The sequence below is a fragment of the Rhodococcus sp. G-MC3 genome (assembly GCF_030063335.1).
Classification (GTDB): Bacteria; Actinomycetota; Actinomycetes; order Mycobacteriales; family Mycobacteriaceae; genus Rhodococcoides.
In genome coordinates this window covers 1-17,984 of record NZ_JASISW010000027.1, presented here as the reverse complement: position 1 = coordinate 17,984, position 17,984 = coordinate 1, and the positions used below count along the sequence as shown (strand labels likewise).

The 17,984-nt window shown below is 62.3% G+C and carries 14 protein-coding genes and 4 pseudogenes; 11 read left to right on the top strand and 7 right to left on the bottom strand.

Going from position 1 to position 17,984, the window contains the following annotated elements:
* Positions 1 to 195: 195 nt before the first annotated feature.
* The 3 genes and pseudogenes from QMK17_RS22835 to QMK17_RS22825 all read left to right on the top strand — a co-directional run bounded on the left by QMK17_RS22835 (position 196) and on the right by QMK17_RS22825 (position 3,360).
* Positions 196 to 1,372: pseudogene (locus QMK17_RS22835) on the top strand (integrase).
* A 236-nt stretch (positions 1,373 to 1,608) separates the two neighbouring features.
* Positions 1,609 to 2,433 carry a TIGR02391 family protein gene (locus QMK17_RS22830; RefSeq protein WP_336620182.1) on the top strand — a complete coding sequence of 275 codons (825 nt, stop codon included), beginning with the start codon at positions 1,609 to 1,611 and terminating at the stop codon, positions 2,431 to 2,433.
* A 204-nt stretch (positions 2,434 to 2,637) separates the two neighbouring features.
* Positions 2,638 to 3,360, top strand: coding sequence for a hypothetical protein (locus tag QMK17_RS22825; RefSeq protein WP_283511589.1), 723 nt, complete (start codon positions 2,638 to 2,640; stop codon positions 3,358 to 3,360).
* A gap of 499 nt (positions 3,361 to 3,859) precedes the next feature.
* Here the strand turns inward: QMK17_RS22825 and QMK17_RS22820 are convergent, their stop codons facing one another.
* The 4 genes from QMK17_RS22820 to QMK17_RS22805 form a co-directional block, all read right to left on the bottom strand.
* Entirely contained in the window at positions 3,860 to 7,360 is a 3,501-nt protein-coding gene (locus QMK17_RS22820) for a DEAD/DEAH box helicase (RefSeq protein WP_283511588.1), read from the bottom strand.
* The gene (locus QMK17_RS22815) at positions 7,345 to 8,265 is read right to left on the bottom strand and encodes a hypothetical protein (RefSeq protein WP_283511587.1); all 921 of its coding nucleotides are present in this window, start codon (positions 8,263 to 8,265) and stop codon (positions 7,345 to 7,347) included. The genes QMK17_RS22820 and QMK17_RS22815 overlap by 16 nt, the downstream gene beginning before the upstream one ends.
* Positions 8,266 to 8,796: 531 nt before the next feature.
* Complete coding sequence (locus tag QMK17_RS22810; RefSeq protein ID WP_283511586.1) at positions 8,797 to 9,873, bottom strand: GmrSD restriction endonuclease domain-containing protein; 1,077 nt, start codon at positions 9,871 to 9,873, stop codon at positions 8,797 to 8,799.
* A gap of 349 nt (positions 9,874 to 10,222) precedes the next feature.
* Positions 10,223 to 10,294: an excalibur calcium-binding domain-containing protein gene (locus tag QMK17_RS22805; RefSeq protein ID WP_283511621.1), complete on the bottom strand. Its 72-nt coding sequence runs from the start codon at positions 10,292 to 10,294 to the stop codon at positions 10,223 to 10,225.
* A 19-nt stretch (positions 10,295 to 10,313) separates the two neighbouring features.
* Between QMK17_RS22805 and QMK17_RS22800 the strand changes: the two genes are divergently transcribed.
* Complete coding sequence (locus QMK17_RS22800) at positions 10,314 to 10,490, top strand: hypothetical protein (protein ID WP_283511624.1); 177 nt, start codon at positions 10,314 to 10,316, stop codon at positions 10,488 to 10,490.
* A 469-nt stretch (positions 10,491 to 10,959) separates the two neighbouring features.
* Here the strand turns inward: QMK17_RS22800 and QMK17_RS22795 are convergent, their stop codons facing one another.
* On the bottom strand, positions 10,960 to 11,256 hold the full coding sequence (locus QMK17_RS22795; RefSeq protein ID WP_283511585.1) for a hypothetical protein: 297 nt from the start codon (positions 11,254 to 11,256) through the stop codon (positions 10,960 to 10,962).
* 91 nt (positions 11,257 to 11,347) lie between these two features.
* Between QMK17_RS22795 and QMK17_RS22790 the strand changes: the two genes are divergently transcribed.
* The 5 genes and pseudogenes from QMK17_RS22790 to QMK17_RS22770 all read left to right on the top strand — a co-directional run.
* Positions 11,348 to 11,554 carry a hypothetical protein gene (locus QMK17_RS22790; RefSeq protein WP_283511584.1) on the top strand — a complete coding sequence of 69 codons (207 nt, stop codon included), beginning with the start codon at positions 11,348 to 11,350 and terminating at the stop codon, positions 11,552 to 11,554.
* Between the two features lie 278 nt (positions 11,555 to 11,832).
* Complete coding sequence (locus QMK17_RS22785) at positions 11,833 to 12,165, top strand: hypothetical protein (protein WP_283511583.1); 333 nt, start codon at positions 11,833 to 11,835, stop codon at positions 12,163 to 12,165.
* 272 nt (positions 12,166 to 12,437) lie between these two features.
* Entirely contained in the window at positions 12,438 to 12,836 is a 399-nt protein-coding gene (locus QMK17_RS22780; RefSeq protein ID WP_283511582.1) for a hypothetical protein, read from the top strand.
* A gap of 259 nt (positions 12,837 to 13,095) precedes the next feature.
* Complete coding sequence (locus QMK17_RS22775; protein ID WP_283511581.1) at positions 13,096 to 13,485, top strand: IS30 family transposase; 390 nt, start codon at positions 13,096 to 13,098, stop codon at positions 13,483 to 13,485.
* A 450-nt stretch (positions 13,486 to 13,935) separates the two neighbouring features.
* A pseudogene (locus tag QMK17_RS22770) lies at positions 13,936 to 14,074 on the top strand (IS6 family transposase); the annotation flags it as partial.
* A gap of 62 nt (positions 14,075 to 14,136) precedes the next feature.
* Here QMK17_RS22770 and QMK17_RS22765 read toward each other — a convergent pair.
* On the bottom strand, positions 14,137 to 14,754 hold the full coding sequence (locus tag QMK17_RS22765; RefSeq protein ID WP_283511580.1) for a TetR/AcrR family transcriptional regulator: 618 nt from the start codon (positions 14,752 to 14,754) through the stop codon (positions 14,137 to 14,139).
* A 143-nt stretch (positions 14,755 to 14,897) separates the two neighbouring features.
* Here QMK17_RS22765 and QMK17_RS22760 point away from each other — a divergent pair, with 143 nt between their 5' ends.
* On the top strand, positions 14,898 to 15,803 hold the full coding sequence (locus tag QMK17_RS22760) for an NAD-dependent epimerase/dehydratase family protein (RefSeq protein ID WP_283511579.1): 906 nt from the start codon (positions 14,898 to 14,900) through the stop codon (positions 15,801 to 15,803).
* A gap of 243 nt (positions 15,804 to 16,046) precedes the next feature.
* Positions 16,047 to 17,336, top strand: a pseudogene (locus tag QMK17_RS22755) (ISL3 family transposase).
* Positions 17,337 to 17,830: 494 nt separating this feature from the next.
* Here QMK17_RS22755 and QMK17_RS22750 read toward each other — a convergent pair.
* Positions 17,831 to 17,984, bottom strand: a pseudogene (locus QMK17_RS22750) (XRE family transcriptional regulator); the annotation flags it as partial.

The following is a 17,984-nucleotide window of genomic DNA, read 5'->3' as shown; positions in this document are numbered from 1 at the left end:
GTTAAACGAAGGGTCCTGCCCGGCCAAAATCGAGGTGCTATGGCCCTCTTGCCGAAATATGTCAATTGCAAGTTAGCGCAGCCTGCGTGGACGTTAGCGACGTAAATTGCATTTTCCGCACCATCTTCGGTAAAACACCAGTTCAGCACAGTTTTTCTCTCCAGACGAGTCGGTGACCTGCGCTAGGCTGCCCGTATGGACTTCCCGCCAGCCCGAACACCTGCGGTTAGCGCTACCGAAGGCTTCTCTGGGAGCAGCAGGTCGGTGGCTGTCGAACCGGAGATCCCGCCCGCCGTCGCGAAACGGATCGCAGGCGCCGTGCAATCCTCCCGCGCCGAGGGAACACGCAAGACCTACGCGGCCGGATGGCGTCGCTTCACCGGCTGGTGCGAGACGAATGGTCACGTGACGCTACCGCCGCACCCGGTCACCGTTGCGGCCTACCTCGTCGACGCGGCTGACACCCGAACCGAAACAGGGGAGCGGGCCTACGCCGTCGCCACCTTCGGCACCTGGATCGCGGCGATCAACCACCAGCACCGCACCACCGGGCACCTGTCCCCGTCGGCCCACGAACTCGTGACCGCGACCCTGTCCGGGATCCGACGCGAATACGCAACGGCGGGGGGGCCGGCCCCGGACACCGCGGGATCCGCTGCTGGTCGACGACATCAAGGTACTTGTCGCGACGGCGCGGGAGCGGTGCCGGGGTTGGGCAGACGACGTCTTGGAGCGCCGGGATTCGGCGATCCTGCTGCTCGGGTTCGCCGGCGCCTTCCGCCGCAGCGAACTCTCCGACCTCCTCTTGGGTGACCTCTCATTGCACCGCCTCGACGGCATCCATGTTCGGTTACGGAAATCGAAGACCGACCAAGAGGGCAGGGGAGCAGTGAAAGCACTGCCGTACACCGACTCTCACGAGACCTGCCCGCCGTGCTCCTATGTCCGCTGGGCACGGGTTGTCGCGGCATTCGATACCGGCGGCCGCCCGTCCGTGATCTGACTGCTCCGGAAGCGACACCCGTTCGATGCGCATGTGTGCCGTGAGGGACTACCACGCACCGCGGCACGCGCACCGCTGCTCCGGGCCGTCGCCAAGAACGGCAACCTGGGCAGTACTGCACTCTCGGGCGCTGCGATACATCAGACCATCCGCCGCCGCGCAGAACACGCCGGCTTCGACCACGCAGCTATATCCAAACTGGGTGGTCATTCACTGCGTGCTGGGTTCGTCACTCAGGGCACCCGCAACGGCGCTGACGGATCCGCCATCGCCCGCCAAACCGGCCGCGCCAGCCTCGACTCCGTCGAGGTCTACCGCCGTGAACACGCACCCTTATTAGGTAACGCAGTGACGGACATCGGCTTGTGACAAGGCAATTCCGGCAACACCTGTGTTTTGCCAGTGCCCGAGTTCTGGCTATTCGGCGCTCAACACTTGGATTGCCACTAAGGTCGTGCAGGTGAATAGACGCAGCATCAGAAGTCTCACTGAACTCAGAATTGAACTCAACCCGCCACGCGACGGGCGCACACTCGTCCTTGCCCTCGTCGTCCGGGCAGCCCTCGGATAGGTTCTGTTCCAGCACCGAGTGAGACAATCTCGCCATGACATCCCCATCCCTGAAGAGACTCCCTGTGTTCGATCCTCAACTCACCGAGGCAGTCTCGAATATCTTGGCTCAGACTGATTATCCAGGTCTGACGGGAACTGACATAGATACGCTGCTACAGCTAGTAAACGTCACAGATCAAGAGCCTGGCCCGAACAAACGAACGAGGCTTTATTTGACGCTTCACAACACCCAAGTCTCGCAGGGATGCGGCAACGTACTTGGAGGGTTCGTCGCTCGCGCGATGAGACCCTCGCGATACGTAACTGATCAACGCAGGTGGATGCAGTTGCGTGACCAGCTCAATGCAGTGTTAGTTCTATACGGGTACAAGATCAACGAAGAGGGCCGGTTGTCTACGGGTGCGAAAGCTAGCACTCTCACAGAGGCCGCGAGACTGGCGGGGGAGCTACAAACGGAGTTGCACCGAAGAGGTTGTCACGCCGAACTGTTTAAGTACTGCGCGGAGGAAGTGATCGTCAAGGATTTGTTCCACGCAATGAGCGAAGCATCGAAAAGTGCACCGAATAGGGTGCGCGCTCTAACGGGTCTGACCACAGATGGTCAAGAGCTGTACGATGCTGCATTCGGGACCAACACACTTGCACCGATCGTGTTTATCAACGCTTATCGAACGGCGTCGGAAATTAGTGAACACAAGGGATTTAAGAATCTGCTCATCGGAGTACACGGTCACTATCGAAACCCAAGGGCGCACAAAACACGCGAAGGGACTGAAGAGCTATTGGCCGACTTCTACGACCTGTTCGCCCTGATTTCGTACGTACACAGACGGTTGGACGAGAGTCGCCGAACTTAGCACATACAAAGGGTTTCTGGTAACCCTGCATATTCGATTGCTGCATATCCTCCTGGGTCCACAACGAAGCACACCTTCACCGGACGTGAAGCCATGTAGTTGCAGCAAGTCAGGCCGCGAAGTGACAAGGGTGTCATCTCAGAGTAGTTTGGGGGCCTTCGCTTGATGTCGAACATTCGGTGGAGTATCAGGAAGACTTAAACAATGAAAGTTGAACACCTCTTCGTCCACACACTGATCGACCTGGATCAGAAGCTGAGGACCAATCCCAGCGAATACGACCTGTTGAAGGTTTCCGCTCTGCTGCGGCCAATACTGCTGGATAAGCCGCCTCTTCTAGACACCGCGAGCGCCGCGGCATCCCTCGCGCCGAAGTTCCGGGTCGTCAAGCCCGGACCGATTCCGATCCCGGCCGAGCTCAAGAAGCAGATGGACGAAGCATGGGCGAAGCTTCACGAGACGCGTCCAGAAATCAAGCGTGTGGATACCGCCATTGCCCTGCGCTTTGATCTCATGACCGGCCAACTCGGCGACACTGGTAATCCGGGTGACCAGGTAGCGGAGCTGTCGCGTCAAGACTTCCTCAAGGCCAACGTCGGCTTCATACTGAATGACTTTGATTACTCCGTTGAGAGCATGCTGCGTGTCGCGGCCAACTCTCTTGGCGGTGTCCATAACGACGGAAAGCCGAACCGCGACAAGCATGCTGAGGAACTACGCCAGTACATGGAGAATGGCGGGGCAATATGGTGTGGTCGCACAATGCCCGCTGCCATGATCTTCGAGATTGCACGCTGCACCCTCCGAGCCTGCAAGCCGATTGCCGACGAAATGGCCCGCTTGGGGCTGTGTTCCGCTGAGTCGAACGACTGGGTATGGTCGATAGATGACGACGGCAACGGCACTGCCAGGGTCGAATCGACGTGAGACGCGTGAGGCATCTGAAATCAGAGTAGCTGTCGTCGTCGGCCGCAGTGGCTTTTTGCTGGCGGGGTGGGATCACACGTCACCTCTTCGGTCGGAGATGCGTCGTTTGAGGCAGCCGGGCGGCTCAGATCTTGACGGGAACCTCTGGTGAGTATGAGGTTTGAGGTGGGTTACTACAGAGGGTGCGCGGCCGGGCCCTTATTTATCTGATGCAATATGCAGCGGTTTACTGGTAGCCCTGCAAATCAAGACTGGTCGTATTGCTCCACAGTTGGGTGGCGACCGTCTCATCGCGCCATCTATGCTGCCAACGACATGACGATCCAACAGCAAGCAGAGCCCGGAAAACCGGCGTCTTATCGGTAACGAGGTTGTCGACCTCGTACACACTCTGGGCTGAAACCGTAAGTAGCTACCCGGTTTTGCGCCGGCTGCCCGTCAATCCCACGTTGCCGCCGGGCCCCGAGTTGATTATCCCCGGCGTGCAGGGCCGGGTTGGTCACAGAAAGTCATTCTGTCCCGCCGAGGCGCGCATGATGGTCACCGTTGTGCCCTGGAGGACGAAGTCGAGTACTAGGCCGCTCGCGAGCACCGCTGCGACGCCGGCATGATCAGGCGCCACGATAAACCCGCGAATCGCGCGATCGTCGGCCAGGATCCTGAGTTCGTCACCGTCATCCGACGCGACGACGCTCACGGGCAACGGGAAGACCTGCTCGTCGCCGTTGACGAGCCGAGATTGAGCGGTAACAGCCCCCAATTCCATCATCTCGGCCAGCTTGTGCCGGTCTCTCCCTTCGACGTACTGGAGCAGGTCGAGGACATCCGTCGGGGTTGCTTCGAGATTGTCGCGCCATCCGCGGATGTGCTGCTCGCTCAGGTGTTCGCGTAAGCCTTCTTCATCCCAACCGGCTTCTCTTGCCTCTCGCCCTAGGCGCTGCGCCAGCGTCCGGGACTTCACATCTCGGACAAGCAGGTTGATTGCGAGTGGTGAATCTACGCCGTAACGCAGGTGGGCAGCAGCACTAGCGAAAAGAGCCGCTGAACTCAGGCGCAATCGAAGGATGTCGTTTGCTTGGGAGATGACCAGGCCAACGGTCCAGGACAGATAGTGCTGGATCCCCTCACTGATGCCGTCGACCATTTGCTCCAGTCGGAACGCCGTGATGGGAACTTCGGAAAGATGGTCGTTGGCTAGCTCGGTGAGTGTGCGTCCTGCGATCCAGTCACGGACCACGGCATCGGTGTCGACGTCGATGTCCGCGCCCCTGGGTGACTTTCGGAATCGCCAGTATTTACCTGCTTCGGGGAGCGCCAAGAGTTGGGCGTACACGGCCAGGATGGTGAGGACGTCGAGCGTCTCCTGCAAAGTCTGTTCTTCGATGCTGCCGAGTCCTTGCAAATGGTCAGCAACTGCCTCTGCGATTGTCTCGATGACTGCGGCTGATGCCAGGCTGGTTCCAGCTTCTGCCCAGCGCCGACGTGATGCAGGTGGTGTCCGCTCGTACTCGCTCTCGACGAGATCAGCGAGTGTTAGCCACCGTTCCTTGAGGTCGTCAGAGAGCTGGGTGAAGGCGAACAGGCGCTCGACGATTTCCCGCCAGGTTCGGGTGTTTGCGAGGGTGGGTACCTGCTCAAGGACGTGGAGGATGAACCAGACGTAGTTGACGAACCCTCCGGTCTCCTGATCGGGTGTCAACCGCAGAATTGCGTCTTGCGTCTCGGCTACCAATTCCTCGGCCTCGGCAAGCGCATCGAGAGCGGCCGATCTGGCTACGGTCGAGCGAACTTCTAATTCTTCAGGGCTGGGGGTTAGCCGGTCGAAATCACTTACGGTCAGCGCCTTTTGAAGAGCCAGGACGATCCAGCCTTCCGACTCCTTCCCTGCTCGGCCTGCACGGCCGACGGCGTTCAGAAGCTGGGAGGCGCTCATCCGTTGGGCGGGGTTCTGACCCTCGTACTCGGTGGTTGCGATAATGACGGTACGGACGGGCAGATTTACACCGTCGGTGAGCGTGCTTGTTGCGACGACGGCCTTGATCGTCTCGCTACGGATCGCGTCTTCGACGGCCTCTTGCACTTCGACGGGTAACCCGGCGTGGTGGTAGGCCACGCCCTTGCGGACTGTGGCAATGAGAGGATGGTCGTCGCCCAGGCGGGCTACGAGGGCGTCGGCAAGGCCCTGCGAGCGAGGGTCGTCTTCGAGTTCGCCGGCCATCACTTTCGCGGCGTCGCGGGCAGTGGCCCGTTGGGAGACGATCATGAGGAGACTTCCGGCGCGCAATAGCAGTGCGGCCGTCTTGGCGGTCATTGAGTAGGCGCTGGAGGAACCAGAGAGTCGCGTGCTGTCGGGGCCGATAAGGAGCTGGCCGATAGGGGTGTCCTTGCTGGTGGCAAGGTTCTGCGCGGTGGCACTGGTGGGCCGAACCGCGAGGCGCGCACGCAGGTCGTATCGGGTCTTGTTCTTCCCCCCTGCTCGGTGGGCAGGGATGTCTGTGCGGCTTTCCTCGATCTTCTCGGTATTCAGGAGGACGTGGAGCCGACGCGGGGCTCTCCAATCGTCGGTGAACAGCACGTCTGCCTTGTCCTGGGAGGTCCACGCGGCGAGAGATGCAGCGTTGCCGATCACGCCGGAGAGGAGGATGAGTCGTGCGCCGCTGGCGTCGAGCAGCGTCAACAGTCCTTCGAGCAGCAGTCCGCGGCCACCGGATTGGGCGATGAGGTGGACCTCGTCGATGACGAACAGACTGAACCGGCTCAGTGTTTCGTCGGGGTTCTGCCGGAGGGCGTTCATGAGTCGTTCGGGCGTCATGACCTCGACCTGTGGCTGATGGACGGTGTTGTCCTCGTTCGCAATCGTGTCGTCGCCGAATAGGTCCTGGGCGCCGAAGCCGTCGGGGAGGTCTGCGCCGAGGCTGCGATCAAGGTATCGCAGGCGCGGCCGGAGCCCTTGACGCATTTCTCGTCCGAGGCTGCGCAATGGGGTCACGTAGCAGACGTCGCGGTCGTCGCGGGCGGTGTGGGCGCAGATGATGAGCTGTGCGAGCAGTGTCTTGCCGGCGCTGGTCGGGACGGAGACGAGCAACCTGGAGGTTGTCGGGCTAAGAGGGCTGAGCGTCGGATGGGAGATGAGGTCGCGTTGTGGCGGCCACAGGGTCAAGATTGGCTGCGGGTCGAGGGTGAACGCCTGCTTGACCGCTGGGGGGAGGTCGGGTGGTAGGACTGCCCAGATGCTGCTGGCCTCGAGCCCGTCAGCGAGGGTGACGAGGTGTCCGGCTACCCAACGGGTGTCGAGGTCACTGAGGCCGACTTCGTCGGCGATGACGACGCGGAGGTGTCCGCGGGCGGTTTCGAGCGCTTCGCTGCTGCCTTCCCTCAGATACTGGACGAGGCCGGTGACACCGCGAAGGAGCCGTTGGGTCGGGCCGAACATCGTGCCGTCCAGGCTTTCGAGTTCGGTACTGCGGGTTAGCGCGGTCGCGGCGGAGCGCCAGGCGCCTAACCGCTGGTTGAGAGTGGTCATATCGAGCCCGAGGAACAGTATCCCGGCTTGAAGAGCGACGTCTGCGCTGTCGCTGAAAGCGGCCGGCACGTCGACGACAGGGCGCATTCTGCGGTAGATGGCACCGGCGTTGGGGCTCTCGTCGGCGCGGTGGTAGCCGACCTGGGCTGCGAACGCGGTGGCCATCTGCTGAAGGCCGGTTTCGGCTGGGTCATCGAGGAGAAGGTCGTGGACATGAGCGCTGACGGCGAATGCGCGGCGGCGCTGCTCCTGGGGGTACCGGACACCGTCTGCTGTGGATGCGATCCCGTGCAGATACCAGGCGGTGCGACGTAGTTGCGTGAGGTCTGCGCGGAACCCGGTGTCGGTGAGGCCGCGAACGAGCTCGATTTCGAGTCCGGCGATGAGATTGGTGAGCTCATCGACGGTGGGGAGCTCGGTAAGTTGGTCGTTACCGAACGCGGCGTTGAGGTGTTCGGCGGCTAGAGCGCGGTCCACGCGTATCTCCGTACCGCTTCAGCTAGTTCTGTGTAGCAGCTGATGCTGGTGGCCAGTCCGCGTAGCTGACCGGGTTTGCTCAGCCGCGGTAGCTTTTCGCTCATTTTCTTGAATGGCTGCGCTGACAGCGTCTGGTGGGTTGCCACTGATACCCCGGCACCGACGAGCGCATCTCCTTGCACCCACGCGGCGGGCAGCTGGGCGATCAAGTCGAGTATTCCTGCACTGTGCGAGCCCGGCTGAAATGTGCTGACGAGCTTCCCAACGTAACGCTGCCCGTGTTCGTCGATCTGCTTATAGGCGGTGCTCAAACTTCCGGACAGCGGCCCGTTGCCGGTGTTTTTCTTGCTCTCCCAAAGCCGAAACCGCAGCGCGCCGGCGGAATTCTCGTAGATTGAGAACGCGTCGGCGCCGGCATCCGTGACGTCGCCCTTAGGGTCGGGTTGAAGGCGAACGGCTGCATTGTTCTTCGTGAGCAAATGCAGGAGCCACTCGGCGATGTGGCCGTGCAGATGGTGCGTATCTTTCGGCTTCGTCGGTAGCCCGAAGACCGGTTCGATGAACGCGGCGATGACAGCCGTGTCCGGTGGTGACAATTTGGTGCCGTTGAGAGTGTGCGCGCGCCACGAGTAGTACTGAGCAGTGGCTAGGCCGAAGCGAACTCGCATGATCGTGTCGATGAGCACCCATGCGAGCGCGCCACCCTCCTCAGGGGTGAGGCTGGTGCTGGTGTGCGAGCTCCACTCACACTTACCCGCCCCGGGAGCACCGTCATGGGAGGTTCGGGGTAGGTAGTCGTGGACGTTGAGTCGGTGATGGGTGCGGGCATACTCTTCGGACTGCGCAGGGGACAGTCCAGTGAGCGCGGCCACCCATTTTTCGGCGGGTGCCTGGGCTGTGGTCACTGCTGCCTCCGGGTGTGTACGTGCGCAGGTCGCCAGCACTAAGACATCCTTCGACCTGGATCTCTTGGCTGATCAGCAACGTCATTGAGATGCAGTTGCAACCGACACAGTAGTCACAGACCCACGAGGGCACAGCAGCGCTGCTGCAATTGGTTGACACAGCAGCAACGCTCAAGGCCGCCGTCCCAACCCCGACATGAGTCACCACTGGCACACGATTCCGCGCAAGACTATTCGCCGCAAGAACCTTCATAACGATTGACGTAATCTAAGTTTCGACGACGCCGCGTTGAGGAGAAAATTTCGCAAGATCGTCAACACAGCCTGACGGTGCGATAACTGACGTTCGACGAGGTGCGTCATTCGATTGAATGATGCTGCCGCGGTGTAGTACACCGTTTGAATGATCGACCACGAACGAACATCGACGTTGCGCGAGCTACGTCGTCGGGGGTCGAGGAGCACACCGCCCCCGGTTCCTTCTTTGTCGCCGAAGCCGACAAGTCCGTCTGATTGGGGGCATCCACGGCGTTACTCGCAGCCGACGCCGTCTCTGTCACCGTCGAACTTGGTGCTGAATCCGGGTTGTCCGGCTCGGATGGGGGCCGCTCCGGCGGCACGAACTTCCGCGCAATTCTTGTACGACACCCTTGACGGTGCTGGAACAGGTGCAGGTGCTGCTGGCACAGGTTCCGGCGCGGGTGCTGGTGCGGGTGCGATCGGCTGGGCGGCTGGGGCACCAGCGCCGCAGTCTCCGAGCACGCGGGTGATGGCGTCGTGTTCGGGCGGGGTGACCCAGAGCCCGTAGGCGGCTTTCACCGTGACCTGTCGAGCAACGTAGGTGCACCTGTACCTCTTGTTGCTGGGGAGCCAGGTTGCGGCGTCGCCGTCGCTTTTCTGCTGGTTGGCCGGGCCGTCGACGGCTTGGAGGTTGCGCGGGTCGTTCGCCAGGTTCGCCCGTGTGGCCGGGTCGAGTTGCTGCGCACCTGTTTGCCAGGCGTTGCTCAGCGCAACTATGTGGTCGATCTGCACGGCCCTAGAGGTATCGGAGCCACGGACAAAGTCGATGGTGGTTCCGGTGTACGTGTCGGCCAGGGTGCCGGCCTGCACCGCGCACCCGTTGGATCCCGGCTTCAGCACGAGAGCGGTGAGGTCCCGCCGCAAAATATCGTTCCTGGTATCGCAGCCGTTGCGGCCCCCCTCGACCGTGACGTCGTCCGTCCAGGCCTGCCCGAAGAGGTCGCGGTCGTAGCCGGTCTTCGGTGCTCGTCCTTTGATCGGCACGCTCGCCAGCATGCTCAGGGCAGCAGTGTCGCCGTCCGCCTTGTCGACCGGCGATAACGCCGGTAGCGGAACGAGCGGCGACACGGGTACCGCCGGCTCGGAGCTCGGTGCCGCGGTCGGCGCAGCGCTGGTAGCGGCGGTGTTCGAGGTGCTGGTCACCATGGCGGAGGTTGCCGCTACGTCCACCTTCTGCGCCGCGGTGTCCCTCGATCCCGTCGGATCGATCACACCGATGATCAGCACACCGGACACGACTGCGCCGGTGATCCACGGCCACTTTTGTCGCCTCTTCGGTACGGGTGGTGGGTAATCGAAATCCGACATAGCGGTTCTCCAATAGCAAAACACTGACGCGCGAGGTCCGTCGACACCATATCGGGCACCGATGCCAGCCGTTACGTCCGCCGAACTCCGCGCAGCGCGTCAGATGACGGTGTAACCGAGCTGATTTGACGGTGCGGTGACGGGCGTTCACCGCAGGGATAAGTCAGGTCCAATACCGGCATGGCGATATGGGAGTTGTGGGCCTGACTGCCCGGCGATGATCTCGCCGTTGACCGCCTCGCGCCGAAATCGATACTTACCGGCCGCGTCGGTGTGGATCACAAATTTGCATGTCGTGGTGTTCGCCGTCGAGCGCGGTCCTTCGGTGTCTATGCCTCGCAGGCTTTCCTTATGTCTCACATGCGATGCCATCGCGATCACGGTCGAGATCGGTGCTGTATCCCGGGTCACCCTTGTAGATCGGAGCTGCTCCAGCGGCCTTGACTGCCGAACAGTTCGCGTACGAGACGCTCGGGGCCGGAGCGGGTTCGGGAGCCGGTGCCGGAGCGGGTTCGGGAGCCGGTGCCGGAGCGGGGACGGGTTCGGGAGCCGGAGCGGGGACGGGTGCCGGTGCCGGAGCGGGGACGGGTGCCGGAGCGGGTGCGGGTGCGGTGTAGATCGATTCCGGCGTCACCGTCGATGGCAACGGTGGTGCCGAAGGTATCGCAGAGGCGGGTGTCGTTGTGGGGCGCGCTGTTGTGGTGGCCGAAGTGGTGGAGGACGTCGTCGTTGGGGTCTCGGTCGCATCGCCGGAGGAACATCCGGCGGTGAGTGCAACGACAGTCAGAATGGCTGCGGCGGAGCCAGTGATAAATCGGGACGTGTTCATTGTTTTTGCAAGCCTATCCATAAGGAGACCAGACGGTCTTGCGTGGAGGCTAGCTCACTCGTCGCGGAACGTTTAGGCGAATTGTCTTAAGTCGTCGAGGGGAATGATTTGCCGCAGCGCGAAACACCTCCGATCGTTTTTCGCTGATTACGCATGTCGACTCGTGCCGAAGGACGAATGTACGTCAGGAAATCTCGATGTTTCGGCAACTGAATTTCGGGCGCCGCGCCCTGATCGTTGTACCAGAGGTCTGCGGTCTAGATCGTTGCTGGCGGACGGTGTCGGGTCGGACTGCTGCGCCGCCGGTAGCTGTGGGTCCAGGCGCGCCAGTCGTCACCGCGCTCGACCTCTCGCAGCTGGGATCGGCCAATGTCTACCGTGGTGCTCGGCGTGAGGCACCGCTCCGGGTCGATCGCCACCGTGAAGCGGGTGTAGGACAGTACGAGCAGCCCTGTGTGTGTTGGTGGGTGGAGTTCGAGACTGGAGAGGAAGTTCGGTCGAAGCCAGCGGGTGAGATCGACCGGTCCGGTGAACCGGTTGAGCGTGACGGGCACGTGAACGCACCGTGCTCTCAGGACCGGGTCCGTACCCTCGGATGGCGGTGCCGAACCGGCATCGATACCCGAGATGCAAGGAGGCCTATCCATGGCTGGAATCGCTGACAAGCTCGACAAGGCATACGAAGACAAGCCGCTCACCGACCTCGTCGACGCTCCCGTCGAAGCGCTGCAGGGAGTCAGCCCCGGCGACGCTGAGCACCTCAAAGCAGCGTTCAACATCAAGACCATCGGCGATCTCGGCCGCAACAAGTACTTCCTGTGGGCGCAGGCCATCGCCACACTCTCCGAGTAGAGGCACGTGTGCGCGTGGCCACCGACCCAGACTCGAGCGGTCGGTGGTTACGCCGTGTGTCGAACTCGAGATCGTGACGAAGCAGACCTGTGCACAGTTGGCGTCAGGGTTTCTTGACGGGCGGAAATGCCGCTTGACGCACAGCAGTGATGATGCGTCGGAGTTCGGCTGTGAGCTGGTGAGCGATCAGGAGTGTCCGCCGGTGCGAATGAAGGAAATCCCAGGCCCTGCGTGGGGAGATCCCACGGATGTCGGGGCCACCCGATACAGTTCGACACATGCGGGGCGCGACGGGTACGAACACCTCGTACCGCTACGAGTGGGCGCTGTTCACCGACTGGTGCAGCGCAGTCGACCAGACTCCGCTACCGGCACTCCCGGTGACGCTGGCCGAGTTCCTCGCCGACAACCCAGCTGGCGATCGGGTACAGATCCGCCGGATGTCGGCGATCAACCGCGCCCACCTCGATGCGGGATACCCGCCGCCCGGACGAAGCACTGCACTGCGCCAGGCCCTCGACTCCGCCCGAGCGCAGCGCCGCCACCGCCGAGCCAGGCAGTTCGCCGCGGCTGCAGGCGCCCTGCCGACTGTGGGGTCGAGCGAGGCGTAGTTCGGACGCCGCGACGCGGTTCTGCTGATGCTCGCTGCCGCAGGGCTGTCCTACCGCGCGATCGCGGCCCTGGACCGTACCGACCTCACCGTCGACGCCGCCGGCGGTGTGTGGATCGGCGGCGCGCATAGACTCGGCCTCACCGCCGAGCACCATGCAGGTTCCGGCCGGGCCAGGTGTGGGTCCGGTGGGATGCGGTGTTGCGGTTCGCCGACCGGTACCCCTCGACCACCCTGGTGCTTGATCACCTGCGAGGCGATACTTTTCCGGACATGTCCGGGTGGCCGCAGCGTGCGTGCCCGGTGGCGGTGCCGATCGACCGGTGGGGCCACATGCCGCTCCCCGCCGACGGGATGAGTCCGGCCGCTATCGCAGAGATCGTTGATGCACACCGGACGGGATTGCCGCCACGCCGAGGTTTCGTTCCACACAGACGCCGAGAACGCTCCGATGACACACATGACGCCGCACCGTCTGTGTCGGAACATGATTCGATCGACCTCGGTTCGGGTTATTACGAGGCCGGCATTGCGGCACGCCGCACCGCGCACACACTGTTGACCGAGGTACCTGAGCTGTACGACGACGTCGAGGACCGCATCGACGCACTCCTCGCCCGCACGCTCGACCTGCTCGAACAACACACGAACGCCACCGATCAGCACGAGTGACGCCGAAAGCAATCGGCGGGGGAACGGACTGACGTAACAGCGAGTTATCGGTGCGCGACCGGACAATGAAACCATCGTGCCGCCTCGTCGGAATAGGCGCTTCCCGAAATCGGGCAATGTTGGTGCTCACCTCGCCGGCATCCCAACTCGACGTCGCCGATCCGAGTCCGGCGCCCACATCTGCAGTGGACTATTCCCGACGTCAACTACGACCAATTCAGAATCACTGCTCGATTGGCCTCTCACGCAGCACTTACCGATGCCCCAAAGCGCTTCGACGTACCGAAGTGCAGGCCAACAAGCTCCTACAAAGAATGTTGCACGGGAGTATGCACGGATGAATCCGGCGTTGTGTCGGAGTTTGACCTGGGACCGAGGGATGGAACTTGCCGGCCACAAGCTACTTACCGCCTCGACCGGAATCGAGATGTTCTTCGCTGCACCACGCAGTCCCTGGCAGCGAGGAGCGAACGAGAACACCAATAGGCTCTTGCGCCAACAACTTCCGATGGTAACTTACTTAGGAGATTTGACTCAGCAAGACCTCGATTCTCTTACAGCAAAACTGAATATCGGTCCACGAAAGTGCCTTGGATTCAGGTCACCCGCAGAATGCCGTGCCGGGGAGCTTGTTGCGTCGACCGGTTGAACCCGCCCAGTACACCTCGATCGCATTTGCGGAAACGCTTGCGCTCGAGGGTATCGCGGCATCGATCGGTAGCGTCGGGGACTGCCTGTTGACCGGCAAATCCACCCGATTGTTACCGCGAATCGACACGCCGACCCGCGAAATGCTTGATTAGCGGTGACGTTGGGGTTACACCTGTCTCATGATCCGCAGGCTCGCTGCACCAGTAAGCGAGGTAGTCGTTGACCAACGAGTACCTACCGGCCTGAGCCCCGGACCATGTCCAGGCGACATCAGTGCCGGGTTCGGTAGAGATCTACGATGCCTATCTGGTGCATCTGCAGCGACGGCATCGAGGCAACCCCGCCTACACCCAAGCTTCCCGATCCTTCCTGCGCCGATGGCCCAATGTTGCAGACTGGAACACGATCTCGCTCGCATGATTACGCAAGCCCACCAGTATCGACCCCCTTCCTGTCCGCGTTCAGCGGCATCTCGCCGCATTTCCGGCCCAACCGACACGGACTCTCGGCGCCCGAATGGCGTACCGAGATGGCCGACCCGCTTCGTGGTCTGGCAGGAAGTCACCGCGACCAATGTCGCCGCCTGAAAGTGAACGGCCCGGCGGTGTCTCGTAGTAGTCGTTCCGAAACTAGCTGTGCCGCTACGTTTTTAAATTACCGTGACAGTTACCCGCAGGGCGGCTTGCGCAGCTTCTTCGATCTGCTTGGTGAAGCGGGCTTTCTTGCCGGTGATGTCATAGCCGAGGGTGAGCTCGAGATGCGCGTCGCCCAGGACCAGGCTGATGAACGTTGCGGCCCGCAACGCCGCGGTGGGTTCGTCGTAGACACTCCGCAGGATCTGCGCGGCCAACGCCCGCACCAGTTTGGGCCCGTTGTCGTAGAAGAGCCGGCCGAGGTCGGGTCGACGTTCGGCGTCGGCAACGATCGCACGATAGAGACGCAGGCTGTTGGCCGAGGTCAGGTTTCGGATCAAGGTCCAGCCCAGTTCTGTCAACTGCTCGTGCGGTGAGCGGTCACTGATAGCCCTAGGGCTTCCGACAAGCGCGCCGTTGGCACACATCAAGGCGATCAGGGCCTCGAACAGAACTTCTTTGGATGCGAAGTGGCGGTACACCGTCTGCTTGCCGACACCAGCGGCTGCAGCAACCTCGTCCATTGTCGTCAGGGCGTAGCCACGTCGAAGGAAGACCTCCTCGGCCCCCGTCAGGATCGCCGCGCGTTTCCGGCGCTGCAGGGGACTCAAATTCTCCGGTGTCAAAACCTCCATTCAGTAGGTATATCAGCCCGGAGTACTCCTTGACAAGACTGACGAGTCTCGTTAACGTTGTGACCAGAACGAGACTGCGAAGTCTCACGGACTGATCTTACGGCGACGATAGTCGACCGCGACCCAGCGCAAAGGAGATCAAGATGCGTGTATTCCTGACCGGTGCAACAGGTTTCATCGGTAGAGGTGTCGCCCGCGCCGCGGTCGACGCAGGCCACGACGTGACAGCTCTGGTGCGGACGACGACGTCGCCTGTCGCCACCGAGCTGGTCGATCTCGGCGTGACGATCCATGAGGGCGACCTCGCCGACCCTCGGTCGTTCGTCGCTCTGGCCGGGAGCGCCGATGCGGTCGTGCATGCCGCGTCGACCAATGACGAAAACGCTGGAGCCGTGGACGAGGCCGCGGTCACAAGCATGCTGTCGGCGATGGCTGCTGGCTCGGTCCTGGTCTACACCTCCGGTGCCTGGGTCTACGGCGATACCGGGCAGACCCCGGTGTCGGAGTCTGCCGAGCTACATCCCACCCCGCTGGTGGCCTGGCGCCCGGCGGTAGAACAGCACGTCCTGGCACTGGCGGCAGAGCGCTCGATCGCCGCGGTGGTAGTGCGCCCGGCGATGGTGCACGGCCACGGTGGCGGCGTCTTCGCGATGATGGCTGGTACGGGACGCGCCGGCGGAGTCATTCGGATCGCCGGCGACGGCAACAACCGGTGGCCAACGGTGCATGTCGATGACCTCGCGGTCGCCTATGTCTCCGCGCTCGAGTCGGCGGCCGCCGGCAATCCTGAGGTCTGTGGCCGCATTCTCAACATCGTGAGCGAGGAGGCCGTCGAAGTGGCGAAAATGGCCGAAGCGATTCGCGGCGCCATCGGAGCGCAGAGCGTGACGCCCTGGCCGGTCGATGACGCACGCACTGAACTCGGATTCTTCGCCGACGCACTTGCACTCGATCAAAGCATCGACGGCACCTCGGCCCAGCGTGTGTTGGAGTGGGCACCTCAACAGGCCGACGCAGTCAGTGACCTGTCCGCCTGGCCGGCACCGTAGGGCGACTTATTGCTGTTTTCGCGCGCCTCGGGGTCGCCAACCCCTGTCGCCCGGCGAGGGTGCGGGGAGCGGGCCCTCCGGGCGTGGCGTCACGTTGTTCGACACTGCCGACATGTACGGCCGTGACGACACGATCGGTTTCATCGAACTGCGTTGCGTAGGAGTAGATCCTTACAACACGACATAGCGACAAGTATCGGCCATCTAGCCATTGAACAGCAACTTCCGCACCGTCAGGACTCCTTGACGGAGCGGAAACTGTGCTTATGGCGCACTGTGTTGGGCGTCGAAAACACAGTCGTCGAGGACGTCGAATTCCTCGACTACACACAGGCGATCGTGGCCCATGCCAGACCCACACGGGCGAACCATGGCCGAGTGGCGTCTGCGGATCGAGGGCCTCCTCGTACGACCAAGGGCACGGCCGGCGGCAATGGCGCGGCCTGGACTCGGGAACCGTTCAGGTCTTCCTCGAGGCTGACGCCCCGCGGGTCGATTGTGCTACCCACGCGCCGACAGTGCGCCAGGTTCCCTGGACCCGACACGGCGGCTGGACACACCCGTACATTCGATCAGCAGGTCGCGTGGCTGGCCACCCAGTGCTCCAAGAAGGCAATCACCGAATTGACGCGGATCGCCTGGCACACAGTTGGGTCGATCATCGCTCGGGTGTGGGCCGACACCGCGGCCGGGATCGATGCGCTGACCGGCCTGACACGAATCGGGATCGACGAGATTTCGTACAAACGCGGCCACAAATACCTGACCGTCGTCGTCGACCACGACACTGGACGCCTGGTGTGGGCGCATCCGGGCCGAGACCGCGCGACCGTCCCGCACTCGAGTCCTCGGGTGCGGGACGGTGTGCCCGCATCACTCGTGTCACCGCTGACGGGGCGCTATGGATCTCCGATGTGGTCGGCGATCGATGTCCAGGCGCGATCCGTTGTGCCGACCCCTTTCACGTCTTAGGTTGGGCTACCGAGGCACACGACGGGCGTCCGCCGCCAGGCATGGTCAGATGCGCGTCGTGGCGGACATACTCGATCGCACGGGTGGATCAACGGACGACGCTCCACCGTCTCCACCGGCCCTGCCAGGGCACTTCTTCGTTCCCGTTACGCGCTGTGGAAAAACCCGGAGAATCTCACGGACCGCCAACGTGTGAAGCTGCGGTGGATCGCGACAACCGATCCTCGCCTCTACCGCGCCTACCTGCTCAAAGAGGGCCTACGAACGGTCTTCAAGCTCCCCATCGACCAGGCCGCCGATGCACTCGAACGCTGGATTCAGTGGGCACGACGCAGCCGTATCGAATCGTTCGTCACCCTGCAACGTCGCATCGTCGGGCACCGCGAACAAATCCTCGCTGCCATCGAACACGGACTGTCCAACGGACTCGTCGAATCCATGAACACCAAGATCCGACTCCTCACTCGCATCGCCTTCGGCTTTGTCCATCCCGAAGCGCTCATCTCCTTGGCCATGCTCACCCTCGGAGGGCGCCGACCATCGCTACCCGGCCGCCGATAACCCCACACATCAGTCACAAGGGCCATATCTCTTGACGGTGCGGTAAGTGTCGTTCACCCACCGCGTCCCCGGCTATGTCACTACCCGAGTTCAGCTAGGGCGACTCGTCGTCGTGACCACTTTGATCACGACAGTAGGGGTCCCGGAAAACGGGGTCGCGGCAGAGCGATGCCGCGGCTGCCGAAGATGGCAGGCAGCATTGGCGCAACTCGCCACGGCTGGTTTATGAACAAACTAGACAGATTGTTTCGCGAGCTTCCGCTCTACGAGGACGCTCGCCGAGCGAATATGGTCCCGTATGGTGCTCGACGTGATCGGTTATCGCTCATGCGTATTCGTGAGCAGACGCCTGGGTTGCCTCCGTTTGGTCATCGGCCGCGAACCGGGCCGATAGTGCCGTTGCAAGACACGTGCGATGCTCTCACCCGACATGCGCCGCGCGGCTTGTCGAAAACACTGAGCGCGTGTCCGGTCGCCGAACACTCGACGCGGCCTCAGTCGTTGGTTGCCGGTTCTTGTGATCCGGCGCGGATATGAGCGCGCTCGCCCTGTTTCCCGATGAGGCTGAGGAATTCGACGGGCCCTGAACTCGTCGCGCCGAACCAGTGTGGGGTACGGGTGTCGAACTCGGCGGCCTCCCCGGGTTCG

Coding starts and splice junctions, on each gene's coding strand:
- QMK17_RS22780 (WP_283511582.1), top strand. CDS start 12,438: ATGTCCGGGTGGCCGCAGCGTGCGTGCCCGGTGGCGGTGCCGATCGAC.
- QMK17_RS22785 (WP_283511583.1), top strand. CDS start 11,833: ATGCGGGGCGCGACGGGTACGAACACCTCGTACCGCTACGAGTGGGCG.
- QMK17_RS22765 (WP_283511580.1), bottom strand. CDS start 14,754: ATGGAGGTTTTGACACCGGAGAATTTGAGTCCCCTGCAGCGCCGGAAA.
- QMK17_RS22760 (WP_283511579.1), top strand. CDS start 14,898: ATGCGTGTATTCCTGACCGGTGCAACAGGTTTCATCGGTAGAGGTGTC.
- QMK17_RS22825 (WP_283511589.1), top strand. CDS start 2,638: ATGAAAGTTGAACACCTCTTCGTCCACACACTGATCGACCTGGATCAG.
- QMK17_RS22790 (WP_283511584.1), top strand. CDS start 11,348: ATGGCTGGAATCGCTGACAAGCTCGACAAGGCATACGAAGACAAGCCG.
- QMK17_RS22830 (WP_336620182.1), top strand. CDS start 1,609: ATGACATCCCCATCCCTGAAGAGACTCCCTGTGTTCGATCCTCAACTC.
- QMK17_RS22775 (WP_283511581.1), top strand. CDS start 13,096: ATGCCCCAAAGCGCTTCGACGTACCGAAGTGCAGGCCAACAAGCTCCT.
- QMK17_RS22810 (WP_283511586.1), bottom strand. CDS start 9,873: ATGTCGGATTTCGATTACCCACCACCCGTACCGAAGAGGCGACAAAAG.